17 protein-coding genes and 1 pseudogene are annotated in these 21815 nt (G+C 41.7%); 1 reads left to right on the top strand and 17 read right to left on the bottom strand.

Annotated features, from left to right (window positions below):
* Position 1 precedes the first annotated feature (1 nt).
* The 17 genes and pseudogenes from ruvA to BLQ18_RS05555 all read right to left on the bottom strand — a co-directional run bounded on the left by ruvA (position 2) and on the right by BLQ18_RS05555 (position 21188).
* Positions 2-583, bottom strand: coding sequence for a Holliday junction branch migration protein RuvA (gene ruvA, locus BLQ18_RS05635; RefSeq protein ID WP_090293408.1), 582 nt, complete (start codon positions 581-583; stop codon positions 2-4).
* A 12-nt stretch (positions 584-595) separates the two neighbouring features.
* Positions 596-2890: an NADP-dependent malic enzyme gene (locus BLQ18_RS05630; protein WP_090293407.1), complete on the bottom strand. Its 2295-nt coding sequence runs from the start codon at positions 2888-2890 to the stop codon at positions 596-598.
* Between the two features lie 122 nt (positions 2891-3012).
* Positions 3013-4347: an MFS transporter gene (locus BLQ18_RS05625; protein ID WP_417935098.1), complete on the bottom strand. Its 1335-nt coding sequence runs from the start codon at positions 4345-4347 to the stop codon at positions 3013-3015.
* 126 nt (positions 4348-4473) lie between these two features.
* Complete coding sequence (gene queG / locus BLQ18_RS05620) at positions 4474-5394, bottom strand: tRNA epoxyqueuosine(34) reductase QueG (protein WP_090293406.1); 921 nt, start codon at positions 5392-5394, stop codon at positions 4474-4476.
* Between the two features lie 24 nt (positions 5395-5418).
* A complete protein-coding gene (locus tag BLQ18_RS05615) occupies positions 5419-5847 on the bottom strand; it encodes a DsrE family protein (protein ID WP_090293405.1) in 429 nt (142 codons plus the stop codon).
* 11 nt (positions 5848-5858) lie between these two features.
* Positions 5859-6536, bottom strand: a complete 678-nt coding sequence (locus tag BLQ18_RS05610; RefSeq protein WP_090293404.1) for a Tat (twin-arginine translocation) pathway signal sequence containing protein — start codon at positions 6534-6536, stop codon at positions 5859-5861.
* Positions 6537-6545: 9 nt separating this feature from the next.
* Positions 6546-7622, bottom strand: coding sequence for a c-type cytochrome (locus tag BLQ18_RS05605; protein WP_090293403.1), 1077 nt, complete (start codon positions 7620-7622; stop codon positions 6546-6548).
* 189 nt (positions 7623-7811) lie between these two features.
* Positions 7812-8834, bottom strand: a complete 1023-nt coding sequence (ruvB, locus tag BLQ18_RS05600) for a Holliday junction branch migration DNA helicase RuvB (protein WP_090293402.1) — start codon at positions 8832-8834, stop codon at positions 7812-7814.
* 34 nt (positions 8835-8868) lie between these two features.
* The gene (locus BLQ18_RS05595) at positions 8869-9690 is read right to left on the bottom strand and encodes a GIN domain-containing protein (RefSeq protein WP_090293401.1); all 822 of its coding nucleotides are present in this window, start codon (positions 9688-9690) and stop codon (positions 8869-8871) included.
* A gap of 128 nt (positions 9691-9818) precedes the next feature.
* On the bottom strand, positions 9819-11633 hold the full coding sequence (locus tag BLQ18_RS05590) for a cytochrome c oxidase subunit I (protein ID WP_090293400.1): 1815 nt from the start codon (positions 11631-11633) through the stop codon (positions 9819-9821).
* A 45-nt stretch (positions 11634-11678) separates the two neighbouring features.
* A complete protein-coding gene (locus tag BLQ18_RS05585) occupies positions 11679-12737 on the bottom strand; it encodes a cytochrome c oxidase subunit II (RefSeq protein WP_090293399.1) in 1059 nt (352 codons plus the stop codon).
* Positions 12738-12768: 31 nt separating this feature from the next.
* Entirely contained in the window at positions 12769-14106 is a 1338-nt protein-coding gene (locus BLQ18_RS05580; protein ID WP_090293398.1) for a quinol:cytochrome C oxidoreductase, read from the bottom strand.
* Positions 14107-14127: 21 nt separating this feature from the next.
* On the bottom strand, positions 14128-14697 hold the full coding sequence (locus BLQ18_RS05575) for a c-type cytochrome (protein ID WP_090293397.1): 570 nt from the start codon (positions 14695-14697) through the stop codon (positions 14128-14130).
* Between the two features lie 4 nt (positions 14698-14701).
* The gene (locus tag BLQ18_RS05570; protein ID WP_090293396.1) at positions 14702-15229 is read right to left on the bottom strand and encodes a DUF3341 domain-containing protein; all 528 of its coding nucleotides are present in this window, start codon (positions 15227-15229) and stop codon (positions 14702-14704) included.
* Positions 15230-15267: 38 nt separating this feature from the next.
* Positions 15268-16647, bottom strand: a pseudogene (gene nrfD, locus BLQ18_RS05565) (NrfD/PsrC family molybdoenzyme membrane anchor subunit); the annotation flags it as partial.
* Positions 16648-16677: 30 nt separating this feature from the next.
* On the bottom strand, positions 16678-19788 hold the full coding sequence (locus BLQ18_RS05560) for a TAT-variant-translocated molybdopterin oxidoreductase (protein ID WP_090293394.1): 3111 nt from the start codon (positions 19786-19788) through the stop codon (positions 16678-16680).
* A gap of 32 nt (positions 19789-19820) precedes the next feature.
* Positions 19821-21188, bottom strand: a complete 1368-nt coding sequence (locus BLQ18_RS05555) for a cytochrome c3 family protein (RefSeq protein ID WP_090293393.1) — start codon at positions 21186-21188, stop codon at positions 19821-19823.
* Between the two features lie 235 nt (positions 21189-21423).
* Here BLQ18_RS05555 and BLQ18_RS05550 point away from each other — a divergent pair, with 235 nt between their 5' ends.
* On the top strand, positions 21424-21813 hold the full coding sequence (locus BLQ18_RS05550; RefSeq protein WP_090293392.1) for an SPOR domain-containing protein: 390 nt from the start codon (positions 21424-21426) through the stop codon (positions 21811-21813).
* Positions 21814-21815 lie beyond the last annotated feature (2 nt).

Raw genomic sequence — 21815 nt, 5'->3', positions numbered from 1 at the left:
GTTACAAATTTTTAAGCGCCTGTTTTATAATGTTCTCGACGCTTAGTGAAGCGTCTTGGGTCAGTACCTTGTCCACCACCTTTTCAGATTGCTTTCTAAGGAAACCAAGAACCTCTAATGCAGATAACGCTTCTTCTTTATTTGTATTGTTTGATTGTTGTGAAACTTCGGCTATGTCGTAGACTTTTAAAATCTTGTCTTTTAAATCTAAAATTACCCGTTGGGCGGTCTTCGCCCCGATTCCTTTTACGGACTGAATTGTTGGCACATCTCCATTTGCGATGGCATCTCTAACTTCAGATGGAGAAAGTGACGATAACATTGTTCTCGCCGTACTGGAACCCACCCCTGAAACCGAAATCAAAAGACGGAATATTTCCCGTTCTGAATTTTCCATGAAGCCGAAAAGGGTATGGGAATCCTCCTTGACCAATAAATGGGTATAAATGGTAATATTCTCCTCGCTGGGAAGGAGCGAAAAGGTATGCAATGAAATATGCAAAAAATAGCCCACACCATTACATTCCACAATGGCATAAGTGGGATTCTTTTCTACTAATTTTCCACGTAAATGGGTAATCATTTTACTGTTGGATTATTGTTCTGTTTTTGCCTTTCTTCGTTTCTCTCTTTCTTGGGCATCGATAACTGCCACAGCAGCCATATTTACCATTTCGTCCACGCTGGCACCCAATTGCAAAATATGGGCAGCTTTTGTCAACCCAACCATAATAGGTCCAATGGAATCCGCTTTGTGCAGCCCTTTTAATAATTTATAGGTGATGTTGGCCGATTCCAAGTTTGGAAAAATAAGGGTGTTTACCTTTTTACCAGAAATTTTGGAGAAAGGGAAATTGTTGGTACAAAGCACATCATCCAATGCAAAATCGGTTTGAATTTCTCCATCTACCACCAACTCAGGATTGGTTTCATGCAAAATCTGTACAGCTTCTCGTACCTTTTGCGCATTCGGGTGACTTGAAGACCCAAAGTTGGCATAGGAAAGCATGGCCATTACAGGGCTAAAACCAAAGGTTTTGGCCACATTCGCTGTCATTTGGGCAATCTCTGCCAATTCCTCCGCACTAGGGTCAATATTGATTGAGGTATCCGCTAAAAACATTGGACCTCTTTCCGTGATCATAATGTTCACCGTACTGGCATTCTTTACATTTTTTGCTCTACCTAAAACCTCAAAAACAGGACGTAATACTTTTGGGTAGGCTCTGGAATATCCTGAAATCATTCCATCAGCATCACCTTCCTTCAACATCATGGCGCCAAAATAATTTCGCTTGCCCATGTTTACACGAGCGCTGTATTTGGTTTCACCTTTTCTTTTTCTAGACTCCCATAGTTTCAATGCGTATTTGGAACGCATTTCACTGAACTCATCTGAACGAGGATCAATAATTGGCACTTCTGCATCAAAATCAAGCTCTCTTTTTAGGTGCTCAATGATGTCCTTGTTCCCTAAAAGAATAGGTTGCGCTATTCCTTCATCGTGAACAATTTGGGCAGCTTTCATTACATCAAGTAATTCAGCTTCTGCAAAAACCACACGTTTCGGATTCACCTTCGCACGGTTGTGCAACAAACGCACCACTTTGTTATCGTTACCAGACCTCTGGTAAAGCTCTTCTTCATACTTTTCCCAATCTTGAATTGGTGCTTTGGCAACTCCACTTTCCATAGCTGCTTTTGCCACTGCTGGTGGAATCTTGGTAATTAATCTTGGATCAAATGGTTTTGGAATGATATAATTTCTACCAAAGGTCAACCTTGTGGCATCATAAGCAATGTTCACCTGTTCTGGAACCGACTCCCTTGTTAAATCGGCCAAGGCACGAACGGCCGCCATTTTCATATCTTCATTGATCTTGGTCGCACGAACATCCAAAGCTCCCCTAAAAATGAATGGGAATCCCAGAACATTGTTCACCTGGTTCGGATGATCGGAACGTCCTGTAGCCATGATGATATCTTTTCGGGTTGAGCAAGCCAAGTTGTATTCAATTTCTGGATCTGGATTGGCCATGGCAAAAACAATAGGATCTTGCGCCATGGTTTTGAGCATTTCAGGAGTCACAATATCAGCGATGGAAAGTCCAATGAATACATCAGCACCAATCATTGCTTCGTCTAAAGTGTCAATTTTTCTATCGGTGGCAAACTCCTTTTTCTCAACACTAAGGTTGTCTCTGTCACTTCGGATAACCCCCTTACTGTCCAGCATCACAATATTCTCTCCCTTTGCACCGAAAGCTTTGTACAATCTTGTACAGGAAACGGCGGCGGCACCAGCTCCACTCACCACAATTTTAACCTCGTCTATCTTTTTATTGGCAATTTCAAGGGCATTCAACAATGCGGCTGCAGAAATTATTGCAGTACCGTGTTGATCATCGTGCATTACAGGAATATCCAATTCCTCCTTCAATCGTCTTTCAATTTCAAAAGCTTCAGGTGCCTTAATATCTTCCAGGTTGATTCCCCCAAATGTTGGCGCAATGGTTTTTACCGTTTGGATAAATCGTTCCACATCGGTGGTATCCAATTCAATGTCAATACCATCGATATCTGCAAATATCTTAAAGAGCAAGCTTTTACCCTCCATTACTGGTTTAGAGGCTTCAGGACCAATATTACCCAATCCCAACACAGCGGTACCGTTGGAAATTACGGCAACAATATTTCCTTTGGCGGTGTATTTGTAAACATCGTCCTTGTTTTTTTCGATTTCCAAACAGGGCTCTGCTACTCCAGGGGAATAGGCCAATGCCAAATCTCTTTGAGTAGAGTATGGTTTGGTTGGTACAATCTTGATTTTACCTGGTTGTGGTTTTGCGTGATATAGTAATGCTTCCCGTCTTTGTCTCTCCTTGCTCATTGCTTGAATTATGAATCGGTAAAGTTAGGTCATTATAGGTTTTTATTGGAATAAGTTGAAGCCCAATTTTTAACAGATTTTTGAATAAAAAATTAATCTTTTAAGAGAATCACCACACCTTCTTACAGATCTGGACCATCCAATACTGTTTCGTTGCTGGATTTTGGCATATTCAATCGCATAGCAAGAATTGCAGCTATAGCGAAAAATGCCCCCGCAAATAAGATGGCATTAACAGAGTTTCCTCCAAGAAGATTTTTAAAGATCGGTCCAAAGGACAGGGTCTGGATTCCCATAGGGATTACGATCATCATATTTAAAATGCCCATATAAACCCCCCTTCGTTCTTGAGGCACAATCTTGGAAACCATGCTATACGGGATACCCATCATTGCGGCCCATCCAATTCCGAAAAGCACCATTGGGAACAAAACATAAATGGGATCTTTGATGAACGGTATGGAAAATAAAGCAATTGCTGTACCAACCAAACTAAGGGCATACACCTTTTTTCCTCCGAAACGCATCGTCAATGGCACTAAAACCAAGGCAACAACTGCGGTTACAATATTATAGGTAGTACTCATTTTTGCTGCTTGGGCAGCTGCTTGTGAGGTATCGTAGCCCAAGGAAACCCGAAATAATGGGGTTATAAATTGCCAATACACAAATAGTGCATACCATTGGAATAGATAAACGCCCGACAACTTCCACATAAACTTGGGCATTTCCTTTACGGCATGTTTTATTTCTACAAAGGGCACTTTTACCCTACTCATAAAAGGCAATGCCTTATGCTTGTTGATTTCTGCCAACTCTTCATCGGATGGAGGTATTTCTGGTGTTTTTAAAACCGAAAAGAGTATCGTCGCTATGGATAAAAAAGAACCAATAAAAAAGGAATAATACAACCACTTGGGCACAGTTCCTTCAACTTCCTGTCCACCTCCAAACCAATCTTGAAACAAGAAAATAGACGCATTGGCCAACAAAATACCTGCACCCACGAACAAACTTTGCATTTGATACCCTATGCTCAATTGGGAATCTAGAAGTTTATCCCCAACAAAGGCACGGTAAGGTTCCATGGCCATATTATTACCCACATCCAAAATCCAAAGTAAACCTACGGCAAACCAAAGGGCTGGACTTAACGGAAATGCAAACAAACATAAACTACCCATAAGGGCTCCTATCAAGAAAAATGGCTTTCTCCTTCCCCATCTAGGCGACCAAGTTTTATCTGAAACTGCCCCGATAATTGGCTGAATGATTAAACCTGTGACGGGTCCTGCAATATTTAAAATGGGTAAAAGTTCTTCATCAGCTCCCAGAAATAAAAAAATCGGGTTGATTGCACTTTGCTGAAGTCCAAAGCTGTACTGAATGCCTAAAAATCCAACATTCATATTGAAAATTTGCCAAAAACTCAGTTTGGGTTTATTGATCTTGATCATGGGAGAAGTTTAGTTAATCAGCAGTTTAGTCGGTGGTGATATGAGAAATCCGTAAAATATTGACCTCAATATAGCACTTTTCATTAATCTAAACTCAAAATAGTTTAACATTCAATTGTTTAAGTGCTAGTCTTTCAAAAATTTGATATTTCGTTGAAGTCCCGAAAGTTTGGTTCGCTTTACTGGGGACTTCTTAAAAACCTGCTTGAATACATCCTCAGTGATTTCTTCCCAATCCTTTTTTGTAAATGAAAGCAATTCTGGATTCGGGTTAAAAAGTGGTTCGGAATGTGGTTTTGAAAATCGATTCCAAGGACACACATCTTGACACACATCACAGCCGAACATCCATTCATCCAACTTGCCTTGGAACTCGTTGGGTATCTCATTTTTCAACTCAATGGTAAAATAGGAAATACATTTGCTGCCGTCCACCACATAAGGTTGCACAATGGCATCTGTTGGGCAAGCATCGATACAAGCGGTACAAGTTCCGCAATGATCCGTAACTGGGTTATCGTATTCCAGCTCTAAATCGACAATCAATTCAGCTATAAAATAAAATGAACCTACCTGTTGCGTGAGCAGATTACTGTTCTTTCCAATCCAACCCAGTCCACTTTTTGCTGCCCAGGCCTTATCCAAAACTGGAGCGGAATCTACAAAGGCGCGCCCATGCACTTCTCCAATTTCTTCTTGGATAAAGTGTAAAAGATTTTTCAACTTATCCTTTATCACAAAGTGATAATCGGTCCCGTAAGCGTATTTGGAAATTTTATAGGAATCCGCATTCTGTTGTTCGGATGGGTAGTAGTTCAATAGCATAGAAATGACCGACTTGGAACCCTCCACCAATTTTGTGGGATCTAAACGCTTGTCGAAATGGTCTTCCATGTACTGCATTTCGCCATGCATTTGCTTGTTGAGCCATTGCTCCAGACGGGGAGCTTCTTCTTCCAAAAAATCAGCTTTGGACACTCCACATGACAAAAAGCCGAGGCGTTTGGCCTCGGCTTTTATCAACTGGGTTCTTTTAGCGGCGTTCATGCCCTAAAGTTAATCCATTAAAATTCAATTTTGGGTATTTTGATTATTGGCTTCTTTTATGTAGCCCCACCCTTGCTTTTGTTTAGTGACAATTTCATAAATACCATCGGGTACAGAGCCAACACCAGGTATTAAATCATTCATGGTCATTTCGTGCCTTTTCATGGTTTGTTCACAAATCACAATGGAGACATTTTCATGCTGTACAATCTCTGAAAGTGTTTCTCCAGCCACAGATGATTTCTTGTCCACCATCTTATAGGCACCACTGTAAATGACCAGTTCAAATTCGGATTCTGGATAAGCCTCCGACATCAACCGCAAATGTTTGGCAGCGGTTCTATGTACATCGGGGTCAGCACTGGTAACATCAAATACTACTTTGATGGGTTCGGTTTGAGCCATGGCAAAGCCTGATACCAATAACAGTATCAATACGATTGCTTTTTTCATTGCTACAAACTTTATTCTCCTGCAAAGATGTATCCGCATCCTTCTTCTTGTGCTCTACCCAAGGCCCAAACTCCAGATGGCACTATTTGGATACCTGGTAAAACAGCAGCTTTCCATTCTTCATAAACAGCAGTTGCGTCCTGACCTGTTTGCTGTGCAATGGCTCCGCTATAAACGCCCATGGCCAAATTACACACGCAGAACATTGCTCCTCTTGCCTGCATATCTTTCACCCCTTGAATCATGGGTAAAGGAAAATCACCTTCTTGAGGTTCGTAAAAAGGGTTACGATCATAGGGGGTACCATCCGCTTTTTTAACATGAAACATTTCCCCAAGTGGGTATTTCTTCCAGAGCTCATCATTAAATGCAAAGGGAATAGCATCATGACGGAAAACCGTCATTGCAGTAATATCACTATCCTCTGACCCAGTTTCATTATTGGATAAATAAAAGGCCCAGTTCCAAATCACGGGAAATCCTTTGTGGGGATAATTTCCATCATAAACCACCCTATGGGATCCTTTGATGGTTTTGATCCAAGCTTCGGCATCATTCATTTCTGAAGTACTAAATTCTGGCATTCCCGCCAAAATAGGGTTCGTAAAGGCGGATAATGTAGAAGCAGTTGCCCCCAACATCATGGCGCCCATAAAATTGCGTCGCGTAGTTGTTCGTGTTGTTTCCATTTTACATGTTTATTTAGATTTACTGATTTGATGTTCTTTTTGGTAGTACTCCATGATGGGTTGGAACGGCCCCAATTGGTGCTGTTCTTCGGTGAAGTGGTCCACATAAGGACCATAGGGGGTAGAAACTGGTTTTTTAACCAGGTCGGGGAAGTCTTTTTCCCTGTTGGGTTTGGTAGGCCGCAATTTTTGGTTGATGTATCCCGCCACATCATAGGCCTCCTCGTCAGTAAGAATGGGATTGTCGAATGTAGTTCCGTAGGGCATATTGCCCTTGATAAATTCTGCTGCGGTAATTACTCGGGTCATCCCCGCACCATTATTATAAGAATCGTTTCCCCATAGGGGAGGGTATAAATAAAGTCCTGTAGTTTCCAAAGTCTCGCCTTGGCCATCCAAACCATGGCATTCCACACAGTTTTTTTGGTAAACGATTTCGCCATTTGCCAAATCCACTGACCTATTGGGAATCTCAACTTTTAAGAAACCTTGACCTTCTATTTTTCCATTGGATGGGGTTGCTCTGCCCAACCAGTCCATATAGGCGACAAGTGCCACCATTTCCTCAGCATCTTCTGCCATCATCTTGCCATTCATGCTACGTTCCATGCAACCATTGACGCGTTCTTCAATGGTTCCCATTTTATCCTCGCGTCCGCGATACTGTGGGAAACGTTGCACCACGCCTATCAATGGCGCAGCGTAGGGTTTTGTCCCACCATTTAAATGACAACTTGCACAGGCCAAGTTGTTGCCTGCAAACATTCGAGTGCTATCCTTTTGTTTAGGGCCGATGTGCAATGGGGTATTCCTGAAAATATCAAATCCTTTTTTGATGAGTTCATTTTGCTTTGAAAAGGAAAGGTTATAGACATTGTAGTCCATATAAAATGCATCATCAGGAAATTCAACATAATCACTTTTTTGATTGCCAAACCCCAATCCAACCATCATTAACGAAAATGCCAAAACAATGATCAATGTGGAGCAAAGGCCAATTTTAACGAAAAGCGACCTAATCTGCTTGGATAGCAATTGAACATTGTTACTATTGGAAGAATTTTGACTGTCTTGACCGCCCCCCATAATTGATCCTGTTGGAGATGAAATTAAATGGCGGATTTGGGAACTGGCCGATAAACATAAGATGAAAATTGCAATGTATCAATTAGTTAGCCCAATCAACATAATTCATTACAAATCAGAACAATATACAAAAGATTGCAAAGCAAGCTCTTATTTTTTTAACAAAAATTTGGTAATTCTGTATAGAGGCTAAAAAAGACCCGCTTGAGTACCGCCTTTTATTCGACCTAAGTGTTTGTATGCCAATTCTGTGACTTCGCGACCGCGGGGCGTACGCATTATAAACCCTTGTTGAATGAGAAAAGGCTCGTAGACTTCTTCAATGGTTTCGGCACTTTCGGATACTGCGGTGGCCAAAGTGGTAATACCAACAGGTCCACCCTTAAATTTATCTATGATGGTAGTTAGAATTTTATTGTCCATTTCATCCAATCCGTGGGCATCTACATTCAATGCTTTTAATCCGAATTGGGAAATATCCAAGTCGATATTCCCATTGCCTTTGATCTGGGCAAAATCCCGAACTCTACGTAATAGCGCGTTACAGATACGTGGCGTTCCGCGACTACGACCTGCAATTTCGATAGCTGCATCGTTGGTGATGGGCACTTTTAGAATTTCCGCGCTTCGTTCCACAATGGTAGAGAGTAATTCGGTGTGGTAATATTCCAATCTACTTTGAATTCCAAATCGGGCACGCATGGGAGCGGTGAGCAATCCAGATCGCGTTGTGGCCCCTATCAAGGTAAATGGACTCAAATTTATTTGAACGGTACGGGCATTTGGACCCGACTCAATCATGATATCAATTTTATAATCCTCCATGGCGGAATACAGGTACTCCTCTACAATGGGACTCAAGCGGTGGATTTCATCAATGAAAAGGACATCACGCTCCTCTAAATTGGTCAACAATCCAGCTAAATCTCCTGGTTTATCCAAAACGGGACCTGAAGTCACCTTGATGTTCACTCCCAATTCGTTGGCCAGAATATGGGCCAAAGTGGTTTTACCCAGTCCAGGAGGACCATGAAATAAGGTATGATCCAAAGCCTCTCCCCTCATGTTCGCCGCTTGCACAAAAACCTTTAGGTTTTCCAATACCTGCGCCTGTCCAGTAAAATCATCGAAAGTAACGGGCCTTAAGGCTCTTTCTATATCGAATTCTTCTTGGGAAAAATTATCTGCTGTAGGATCTAGATTCTCATTCATTGTTCCACAAATATAGTTGAAGGAACTTGATCTGTTACTGCTTTTTGATTAATTGGGTGGTATCCAGAAATTCTTGGATTTGAATTTTTGGGGTGCCGTACAAATAAATCACTGAACTCCCCTTAGCGGTTATATCCACTTCATCCACAGCGAAAACTCTAGCGCTGGCATCATCTTGTATGGAAAGTTTAAAATGTCCTGCTTGCATGGATTCTCCTTTGTATCTGGATTGTTGGAAAAAATTAGCCTGTAATTCTTCTGAGCTCCCCTCCAAAGTCAAGGTGGCATTACCCTCCAAATCCAAATTTGCGGTATTGGTGGTCGCATATACCAATGCTTCGGTTCTATTATTCAAACTGATATTGAGAGAATCTGCATCCACATGAAAATCCCCCTTACTATTTTCTTCCAGATTAATATCCAACACGGCCACATTCGCCTTTATATCCATTCGTGTATTTTCAAAGCCATCCACAAAAAGCTCATTGCTTTCTATCACATTATTGGCGATAATGCTTCCTTTTTTAATAGAAATGGACTGGAGTTCTGAATACTTCACGGTGATATCCAATTGTTTTTTGGCTGTAATATCATAGTAGGAACTGATCATTAAGGTGCTTCCCTCTACCTCAAATTTTAAAATATCGATGAGATTATCATCGGCTACAATATGAAAGCCTGGTCCATTGGATCGCTCCAAATGGATTTCGAGGTCATCATTGAGGACAATGGCATTAAACGCAGGCAACTCATCTGATACTTCGGTAATGATTCTGCTACCTTTAATTTTAGGTTTGCGTTGGGCAATGGTCAATAAGGGGATAATGGCAAAAATGAGCACCAGTAGTTTTCTCATAACAGTGTTTTTGAATGATATGCTTTACTAAAGATATTACAATTCAATTGAATAGACTTTCTACAAAATTGATACCATAAAAAAAGCCCATCCAAATTGGACGGGCTTTTATCTATTTTTTTTCTTTTCTAATGGTTGAGTTCTTCTTCATTTTCCTGAAGCGGCACGTTCTGCGGAACGAAATCCTGTCCAGCAATAATGTACTCCCCATTTTCATAGGTTTTACTGTAATCGTATGCCCAACGGTATACGTGAGGAATCTCTCCTGGCCAGTTTCCGTGAATGTGCTCTTGTGGAGTTGTCCACTCCAATGTGTTAGAGCCCCATGGGTTAACTGGTCCTTTTTTACCGTAAAAGATACTTGTGATAAAGTTGTATACGAAAATCAACTGCGCCAAACCTGCGATGATAGCGAACACGGTCATCAATACCTGAACATTGGTCAATTCATCGAACATTGGGAATGCAGTATTCTCGTAGTAACGTCTTGGCACCCCTGCCATACCCACAAAGTGCATTGGGAAGAATACCCCATAGGCACAAACTGCGGTAATCCAGAAGTGAACGTAACCTAGGTTCTTGTTCATCATACGACCTTGGAACATTTTCGGGAACCAGTGGTAGATACCAGCGAACATACCGTACAAGGCAGAAATACCCATTACCAAGTGGAAGTGAGCTACTACAAAGTAGGTATCGTGAACGTTGATATCCAAAGTACTATCACCCAAAATGATACCTGTAAGACCACCCGTGATAAAGGTAGATACCAATCCGATAGAGAACAGCATAGCTGGGTTCAATTGAAGGTTACCCTTCCAAAGTGTCGTGATATAGTTAAATGCTTTTACTGCTGATGGAATCGCGATCAACAAAGTTGTAAAGGTAAATACAGATCCCAAGAATGGGTTCATACCTGATACGAACATGTGGTGACCCCATACAATAGTTGAAAGGAAAGCAATGGCCAATACGGAAGCGATCATCGCTCTATATCCAAAAATCGGTTTTCTAGCATTGGTAGACATTACTTCGGAAGTAATACCCAATGCTGGCAACAATACAATGTATACCTCAGGGTGACCCAAGAACCAGAACAAGTGCTCATACAATACTGGTGAACCACCTTGGTAATGCAATACTTCACCTTGGATAAAGATATCCGAAAGGAAGAATGAAGTACCGAAGCTACGGTCCATGATCAACAATAAGGCTGCTGACAACAATACTGGGAACGAAATAATACCGATAATCGCAGTTACAAAAAATGTCCAGATAGTCAATGGTAAACGAGTCATTGACATCCCTTTGGTTCTTAAGTTAAGTACGGTTACCACATAGTTCAATGATCCCAAAAGTGATGAAGCGATAAAGATGGCCATAGAAACCAACCACAAGGTCATACCCATACCAGAACCAGGCTGAGCCATTGGCAAAGCACTCAAAGGCGGGTAAATAGTCCAACCAGCGGCGGCAGGTCCTGCTTCTACGAACAATGAGATGATCATGATCACAGAGGAAACGAAGAACATCCAGTACGAAACCATGTTCATAAATCCTGATGCCATATCTCTTGCTCCAATCTGCAATGGAATCAAAAGGTTACTAAAAGTACCACTCAATCCCTGTGTCAATACAAAGAACACCATCAAGGTACCGTGAATGGTCACCAATGCCAAGTAAATATCGGCATCCATAACACCATCAGGTGCCCATTTGCCCAATACGGTCTCAAAGATTCCAAAGGACTCTCCTGGCCAAGCCAATTGCATTCTAAATAGCAAAGACATGGCAATACCAATGAATCCCATAATCAAACCTGTAATCAGATATTGCTTAGATATCATCTTATGGTCTTGACTGAAGATGTATTTGGTTACAAAGGTTTCTTTATGATGATGCCCGTGATCTTCGTGTCCGTTTTCGTGTCCAGTAGCTGACATAATCTATTTTAAGTTTTTTAAATTCTGTGTTCTTCCTATCCTAAATTACTCTGCGGGTGACATACTAGCCTTAAAGGTAGACTGTTCTGCCATCCATGCGTTGAATTCCTCTTCGGTTTCAACAACAATCTTCATTTGCATGTTGTAGTGTGATTTACCACAAATCTTATTACACAACAATACATAATCAAACTCCCACGGGTCTGTGTTAGGTATTCCCTCAGCAGCCCTTTCTGCTCTCAACGCATTGGTTCTTTTTACCTTTTCCACTACGTCAGGATTCATTCTCATATCTGCAGTAGTAACCGTAGGTGTAAAGGAGAACTGGGTAATCATACCTGGCACACAGTTCATCTGCGCTCTAAAGTGAGGCATGTAAGCAGAGTGCAATACATCTTGAGACCTCATTTTAAAGTTCACTTTTCTACCTACTGGCAAGTGCAATTCTTTTACGATCACATCGTCTTCACCGTTTGGATCGGCTTCGTCGATACCCAAAATGTTCGCTTTGTCGATGTTGATCAAACGAACATTTGCATCACCCAAAACATTATCGTCACCTGCGTAACGAGCTGTCCAGTTAAACTGTTGGGCGTAAAGTTCGATTACGATAGGGTCATCGTCTTCGTTGATATCCATGATGTTGGTCCAAGTGTACAATCCCCAAAGGATCAATCCTGCCAAAACCACTACTGGAATAATAGTCCAGATAAATTCCAAACGATCGTTGTCTGCATAGAAAAGGGCTTTTCTTCCCTTTTGACCTCTATACTTGTATCCGAAATAGTGCAACAAAGCTTGGGTAATGGTCTGTACGAAGAAAATAATCGCAAAGGATACCCACATTAGTTGATCGTACTCTCCACCGTGTGCAGAAGCCGCTTCTGGCAACAACATTTTGGAATACTTCACAAAACTAAAAATGGTGATTCCGTAGATAAAAATCAAAAAGGTGAACAATAAGTACCCATTGTTTTTATTGTCAGAATCGTTGGCTATTTCAGCGTCTTCCGTTTTGGTTTGGGACAATTCGAAAATCTTGGTCATTTGCCAGATTGCAATCGCCACTAGAACTAAAACAGTCAATGTTAATAATGCAGTCATCGTTTATCTATCTAAGCCTTATCGTATTATTTTAATAATGAAAGTGTTTGCTTTCTCCAATAAATGGGTTTCGCTTTGGTCGTAATGGCGCCTTGGTCAAAGTGGTAAACACCGTGAACACGAACAAACCTCCAAAGAACAAAATTCCACCTATCTCAGGTACACCTATAAACCATTGGTCACCAACGGTTGATGGCATAATCATGTTGAAAATATCCAAATAGTGACCGAATAGGATTACAACACCTGTCATGATCACGAACCAGTTCACACGCTTGTAATCGCTGTTCATCAACACCAACAATGGGAAGATGAAGTTCAATGCCAACATTCCGAAGAATGGCAATTTGTAATCAGCAATACGAGTTACGTAGTAAGTTACCTCTTCAGGGATATCTGCGTACCAAATCAACATAAACTGTGCAAACCAAAGGTAGGTCCAGAAAATACTGATACCGAACATGAACTTGGCCAAATCATGGATGTGGCTATCGTTCACATCTTCCAAGTATCCTTTTGATTTTAGGTAAACGGTTACCATGGCAATCACAGTAATACCAGATACGAACATACTAGCGAATACATACCATCCGAACAAGGTACTGAACCAGTGTGGATCCACACTCATGATCCAATCCCAAGACATCATGGACTCGGTTACTAGATAGAATACCAAGAAACCAGCAGACCATCTAAAGTTTTTTACAAAGTTGCTATTGTCGTTTGACTCGTCTTGAGCCAAAGAAAGCTTTCTAGACAATTGACGGTAGAAAATCCAACCACCCAAAAAGATGGCTGCTCTTACCAAGAAGAATACAGGGTTCAAGTAACCCGCTTTGCCTTGTAATAACTCATCATGAGCTACTACTTCTGGATCCATCCAAACAAACATGTGGTTCATGTGCATTACGGAAAGTACCAAGATCACAAATACAATGATTCCACCAGGAACCAAATATCCCGTGATTCCCTCCATTACTCTAAACAATAATGGAGACCAACCTGCTTGGGCAGCTCTTTGAATGGCATAAAATGCCAACACGCCCAATGCTATCATAAAGAAAAAGAAAGCAGCTACGTACAATGCAGACCAAGGTCTGTTTTGCAATTGGTGCAACAAATGTGTATCGTGAGAGGCATCGTGCTCTTCACCATGGGCAGCTTCTGCACCATGACCTTGTTCCTCACCATGTTCTGCTGTTGCTTCCTCAGCATGACCTCCGTCATGACTCTCGCCATGAACCGCAACCATAGCTTTTGCTTCTTCCACCGTTGATGGGGCCGAAACAAATCCAATTACCAGGAAGATTAATCCTAGCGCCATGGCAATGAAAGATCCTATTCTAAGTTTGTTTGAAAAGGTATACATAGTTCTCTTACTCTTATCCTATTATTTTGTTAGGTCTCCCTTTAACTTCATTACGTATTCAGATACTTGCCACATTTCTTCTTCGTTGGCGAACTGTGAGGCGTAGGAGCCCATAGAGTTCAATCCGTAATAAATAGTGTGGTAGGTGGTTCCTACTGTAATATTTCTTGCTGGGTCATCATAGCTGGGAACACCCAATATTTTTTCTCTTTTCACCAAATTACCTTGCCCATCACCTTTAGGTCCATGGCATACAGCACAATAAATGGCATAAAGCTCAGCCCCTTTTGCAAAATTTTCATCTTGTTTTAAAGAATCCAATGGACTTGTGTTCAAACGGGCCAATTCTTTTCCTTCTGGAGTGTTTTCGAACTCATAGGGTAAAAATCCACGGGCAATGGTTCCCTCAACTGGCAACATGGCCTCTGTTCCATCAGGGAACAAACCATTGTCTACCCCTTGATAGGTTTCATAGCCTACGGGTTCGTACATGTTTGGCATGAATTGGTAGTTTGGACTGTTTTTATCTGCACAGGATGCAGCGAACAGTACCAAAACCAAAGCAACACTTATTTTACCTAATTGCTTCATATTATTAAGACTCCTTTTCTGTAACTATTACTTCTATCGCGCCTGTTTCCATCAACAAAGCAGCAAGTTCCTTTTCATTATCGTGTACGCCAATTTCCATCAAAAAGTGGTCATCTGTGGTACGTACGTCTGGGTTTTCGGCTTTTTTAAATGGCCACATTCTACTTCTTAGGTAGAAAGTGATTACCATTAAGTGCGCTGCAAAGAACACGGTAAGCTCGAACATGATCGGTACGAACGCTGGCATATTCTCCAAGTAGCTAAAGCTAGGCTTACCACCAATATCTTGGGGCCAGTCCTCGATCATGATAAAATTCATCATCACTACGGCAACGGTCAATCCCAAACATCCATAAAGGAAAGAGGTGATGGCGATACGTGTATCTGCCAATCCCATAGCCTTGTCCAACCCGTGAACAGGGAATGGAGTGTACACTTCCTCAATATGATGGTGCTCTGCCCTAACCTTTTTTACGGCATGCATCAATACATCGTCATCGTCGTAAAGTGCTTGTATAACTTTTGATGCCATAATTATTCTTTATCGTCAATTAAATTATTAGCCTCTTTGGCCTCACGCAACTTCTTGTATTTCTCTCCTGAAGCTTTCAAGATCGATTTTACCTCTGCCTGTGCAATTACAGGGAATGTTCTGGAATACAATAGGAACAACACGAAGAAGAATCCGATAGTACCTACAAAGATTCCGATATCCACAAAGGTTGGGGAGAACATTGTCCAAGATGATGGCAAGTAATCCCTGTGCAATGAGGTAACAATGATCACGAAACGCTCGAACCACATCCCTATGTTTACCACGATAGAGATAAAGAAAGAGAACATGATACTGGTACGTAATTTTTTGAACCACATGAACTGAGGCGAGAACACGTTACAAGTCATCATGGACCAGTAAGCCCACCAGTAAGGTCCTGTAGCTCTGTTCAAGAAAGCGTACTGTTCGTACTCAACTCCTGAGTACCAAGCAATGAACAACTCCGTGATATAGGCACATCCAACGATGGAACCTGTAATCATGATTACGATGTTCATCAACTCAATATGTTGTACTGTGATATAAGCTTCTAGGTTACACACTTTACGCATAATGATCAAAAGCGTGTTTACCATGGCAAATCCAGAGAAAATCGCACCAGCAACGAAGTACGGTGGGAAGATGGTAGTGTGCCATCCTGGAATTACCGAAGTAGCAAAGTCAAACGATACGATGGTGTGTACGGAAAGTACCAAAGGTGTTGCCAAACCAGCCAATACCAAGGAAACTTCCTCGAAACGTTGCCAGTCTTTAGCTCTACCTGTCCAACCGAAGCTCAACAAGCTATATATTTTCTTTTGGAAAGGTTTTACCGCTCTGTCACGAATCATGGCGAAGTCAGGCAAAAGACCTGTCCACCAGAATACCAATGACACAGAAAGGTAGGTTGAAATCGCGAATACATCCCAAAGCAATGGCGAGTTAAAGTTCACCCAAAGGGATCCAAATTGGTTAGGGATTGGAAGTACCCAATATCCCAACCATGGACGACCCATGTGGATGATCGGGAACAAACCTGCCTGAACTACCGAGAAGATGGTCATCGCCTCTGCAGAACGGTTAATCGCCATTCTCCATTTTTGACGGAACAATAAGAGTACCGCTGAAATCAGGGTTCCTGCGTGACCAATACCTACCCACCAAACGAAGTTGGTAATATCCCAGGCCCAGTTAACGGTTCGGTTTAGACCCCAAACCCCAATACCCGTGGAAACGGTATAAATGATACATCCTAGACCCCAAAGGAATGCCACAAGTGCGATGGAAAATACAATCCACCATTGTTTGTTGGCCTTTCCCTCTACTGGACGGGCAATATCCACGGTTACATCGTGATATCCTTTGTCTCCGACAACTAAGGGCTTTCGAATAGGTGCTTCGTAATGCGACGCCATAATTTATCTTCTAATTACTTCTTTTATTGATTAAGCCTCGTTGGTGTTCCTTACTTTAACATGATAGAACACATTTGGTTTTGTGCCCACATGCTCCAATAAATGGTACATTCTATCATCTGCTTTCAACTCGGCAATTTTGCTGTCGTGATCGTTAACATCTCCAAATACCATGGCTCCACTGCTACAAGCTGCAGAACATGCGGTCTGGAACTCTCCATCTTTGATGGCTCTTCCATCTCTCTTGGCATCCAAAATAGTTTTTTGAGTCATTTGGATACACATGGAGCATTTTTCCATAACCCCTCTTGAACGAACGTTAACGTCTGGGTTGATAACCATTTTACCCAAGTCGTTGTTCATGTTAAAGTCGAACTCATCATTGTTGTTGTACAAGAACCAGTTGAACCTACGTACTTTGTAAGGACAGTTGTTTGCACAATACCTTGTACCTACACAACGGTTGTAAGCCATATGGTTTTGACCTTGTCTACCATGGGATGTTGCAGCAACTGGACAAACCGTCTCACATGGAGCGTGGTTACAGTGCTGACACATTACAGGCTGGAATGCTACTTGTGGGTTGGCCGATGGATCTTCCATTTCACCAAATCCTCCAAGAGCACCTTTATCTCCGAACAAACCTTCCATTCCGTCTTTCTTCTCGTTATCAAGCTCGAAAGTTTCTTCTGAAGAGTAATATCTATCAATACGCAACCAGTGCATATCTCTTGAACGACGCATTTCCGCTTTACCTACAACAGGAACATTGTTCTCTGCATGACAAGCAATAACACAAGCACCACAACCAGTACAAGCATTCAAGTCGATAGATAAATTGAAGTGATGCCCAATACTTCTGTCAAATTCTTGCCATAGGTCGGCATCTGGGGAAGTCACAGGGATTTCATTGTGATCCAATGAAACGTGTGGCATTGGGTTCCACTCAGCGTGGTCTTTGGTATTGAAGATCTCCAAGGTAGTTTCCTTGATGATATCTCCTCTACCCATTAATGTTTTATGTGATTGAATACAAGCAAATTCATGCTCACCAGCTGCTTTTTCAACAGACACCGTTTGCACATCGGAGAAGTTGCTATAAAGTGTATATGCATTTACACCTGTAGCCATCTCAGCTTGCATTCCAGCTTTTTTACCGTATCCGAATGAAAGTCCAACAGTTCCTACTGCCTGACCTGGCTGAACAATAACTGGAACACTTTCCAATACCGTTCCGTCAACAGTCAAGTTTACGTAGCTTCCATTTACACCACCATCGGCTTCAATTGTATTTTCTAGACCCCAGCTTTCAGCATCCGCTTTGGAAACCGTTACATAGTTGTCCCAAGAAACACGGGAAATAGGATCAGGGAATTCTTGCAACCATGGGTTGTTGGCCTGACGACCGTCACCCATTCCAGTTTTAGAATAAAGTACCAATTCAGTTCCACTACTAGTCGCATTCACCAAAGAACGAACCGCAGCAGCGATTGGAGCCACTTCAGTTTCTTCTTCTGTTTCAGAAGCAGTCACTTCAGTATCTTCTTCAACAACTGGCGCTACAAATACACCATCCATCAAAGCTTTGTTCCATGAACCACCTTGCAGTACATCTGCACCCCAAGATTCTTTGATGTATTCGTAATATGTTTTTTCAACGCCCATCCAAGTCAACAAAGCCGTTTGAAACTGTCTAGTATCAAACAACTCGCGAATGGCTGGCTGCGCCAAACTGTAATGTCCTTTTTTAAGCTCTGCATCACCCCAAGATTCCAAATAGTGGGAAGCAGCAGCAACATAACCAACGGATTGAGCAGTTTCATCATTGTTGAAAGCAAAGCTTACCGACAAATCTACTTGCCCAAGTCCAGTTACGAACTCTTCTGAATTTGGAAGTGTGTACACTGGGTTCACACCATCCATAATCAATGCACCAACACGACCAGCATTCATATCAGCAACCAACTTGGCTACTTTAGCTGTATCACCTTGACGTACATATTTTGGCTTTTCAGCATCAAATGCCTTACTCGCCAATAATTTATTGATAGCCAAAACAACTGTTTGGGCATTCACATCATTTAAACCAGATACCACAACGGCACCGCTTCCAGCTTTCTTGATTTCGGCAGCTACCTTATCCACAGCTTCATCCACATCAGAAGTTCCACCTCCAACGCTGCTACCGTTCAATTTCCCATACAATTTTGCCAAGGCAATTTTTTGCTGGGTCGGAGTCATTGGGTAACGCTTGTCAGCATTTGCACCCGTTAAAGACATATTGGACTCCATTTGAATATGACGGGACATTTTACCGTATTTCGGCACACGTCCTTTTGCATATCCACTGTCGTAACCTCCACCTTGCCAATCTCCCAAGAAATCAGCACCGAAAGAAACGATCAAATCAGCTTTTTCAAAATCGTAATCAGCCAAGGCTCTTTCACCGTAGGCTTTTTCGAAAGCATTCAAAGCAGCATCTTCAGAAATAGCATCATAAACCACGTGGTTTACATTCTCTCCGTAAGCAGCTTTGAACTCAGCAATCAATTTTGCGGTTGATGGACTCGCGTATGTCTGAGTCAACAATGCAATTTGTTTATTGGAACCTTTTAAAGCATTCAATTTTGCCTTAACGGTCGCATCCAACACTTTCCACTCGATAGGCTCACCATTAGCACTTGGACCTTGAACCCTCTTGCTATCATATAAGGAAAGAACAGAAGCTTGCACTCTTGCGTTAGCTCCTCCATTCACCTTAGCATCGGTATTGTTTTCAATTTTGATGGGCCTACCCTCTCTTGTTTTTACCAAAATGCTGGCAAAATCAAAACCATCCGCGATCGTGGTTGCGTAGTAGTTGGCCACACCAGGAACAATATTCTCTGGTTGCACCACATAAGGAATAGATTTATGCACTGGTCCCTCACAAGCAGCTACAGTTGCAGCAGCCGTACTAAAACCAACATATTTCAAGAAATCCCTACGGGTAGTGTTAGATTCGGACAAGTTTTGCTTGTCACCTAAAAACTCATCAACTGGAATTTGTTCTGTAAACTCGTTGTTTCTTAGCGCCTCAACAATGGAATCGTTCGGATTCAACTCCGCTTCACTTTTCCAATATTTTTTGTTTGATGCCATACGATATATCTGAGATTATCTTCTTTTAATTCTTAATAGTGACACTTACCACATTCCAAACCGCCCATCATGGCAGCGGTCAATTCCTCTACACCATACTTTTTGGAAAGCTCTTCGTGAATTGCTTCATAGTACTCGTTTCCTTCCATTTTCACGTTGGTCTCACGGTGACAGTTAATACACCATCCCATGGTCAACGGAGCGAATTGCTCAACAATTTCCATTTCTTCAACAGGTCCGTGGCATGTTTGACACTCTACTCCAGCAACAGATACGTGCTGAGAGTGGTTGAAGTATGCGAAATCTGGAAGGTTGTGGATTCTCACCCACTCTACAGGTTGCGTCTCACCTGTGTAACTTTGGTTTTCCTCATCCCACCCCACAGCTTTGTACAATTTCTTGATTTCACCTGTATAGAAGTCATTGGTATGCCCTGCAGCCAAATCTTCAGCAGATGGACCTTCTGGGTTACCTGCGTATTGGTAGATTGACTTATGACAGTTCATACACACATTCAATGAAGGGATTCCAGAAGTTTTGGAAACCCTTGCGGATGAGTGACAGTATTTACATTCAACTTTGTTGTCTCCTGCATGGATTTTGTGCGAGAAGTGAATTGGCTGAACAGGAGCGTATCCTTGATCAACACCCACTTGCATCAAGTAACCGTAAGCGAAGTATGCACCTGAAAGCAATAGGAAAATCACAGTCACCAAAACCAAGAATTGGTTTTTGATGAACGCTTTCCAAATTGGCATGCGCTTTTCTCTTTCTTGCTCCAACACAACTCCATTGGCCTCAGCAATTCTTTTAAGTGTTTTGTTCACCAAGAACAACATCAACACCAAAAGACCAAAAATCAAAGCCAATGCACCAAGAATCAATTCATTTGATATTCCAGAGCTAGCACCAGTTGTTGCAGCAGCACCTCCAGCAGCGGCTGGCGTTGCAGCAGGCGTAGCAGGTGGAGCAGCAGTATAGGCCAAAATATCGTCGATATCTTGATTGGACAATGTTGGGAAAGGCGTCATAGCCGCCTGATTGTACTCGCTATAAATTTTACTGGCATAGGCATCTCCAGAAGAAATAACACCAGGGCTGTTTTTAACCCAAGCATAAATCCATTCTTTATCTAACCCTTCATCATCTGCCAAACGTGTTTCCACGTTAGCCAATGCAGGACCTGTCATTTTACGATCCAATGCGTGACATGCAGCACAGTTCTGGTTGAAAAGTTGCTTCCCTTTTACAGCATCACCACCTGCGGCATCAGCAGCAACTTCGGTAGTTGGCTCTGCAGCAGCTTCTGTTGCTTCCTGTGCGTAAAAAGAAGTGGATGATAATAGGAGAGATAAACCTAAAACTTTAGAAAATAGATGGCGGTATAAAACCTTTTTCATATTTACGAAATTTCTATCGAAATCTATGGCACGATTCTTTCTATTGAAATTGAGAACAATAGCTTTTTACCCTACCTAGAGTGGCGACAAAAATAAGACATACGGGCAATTTTTGAAATCTTAAGGTATTCATAAATTACAATTTATACAGATTCTAAATAAAATAGCGGAATCCTTTTTGTGATTAATAATTTACATTTGCATCAAGCATAACAAGTTAAAACAATAGAACACAATGAAAACCACCGTATTTACTGCAATACTATTCGGTTTAACCCTCCAAATATCCGCACAGCAAGGCCAAGTGACCATTCAACAGGATGGGAAAATTGACCAATTGGTTGATTTGTACACCACAGCACATGCAAATACTGGCTTTTACCAAATTCAAGTTGGTTTTGGCAACTATGAAAAAGCCCAAGAATTAAAAGATCAGGTAGACATCGATTTTCCAGATTGGTATTCTAAAATTGAGTTTGAATCACCCACCTACAGAGTTAGATTGGGTCGTTTTAAAACCAAACTGGAAGCGGAACGAAAATATCTGGAAGTCCGCAAAAAGTACCCCAATGCGATGCTTTTAAAGCCGAAGGAAAAAGAGGTGAAACCGAAAGAAAAGTCATAAAA

Source organism: Flagellimonas zhangzhouensis (assembly GCF_900102925.1).
Taxonomy (GTDB): domain Bacteria; phylum Bacteroidota; class Bacteroidia; order Flavobacteriales; family Flavobacteriaceae; genus Flagellimonas; species Flagellimonas zhangzhouensis.
This window is presented reverse-complemented; position numbering and strand designations above follow the sequence as displayed.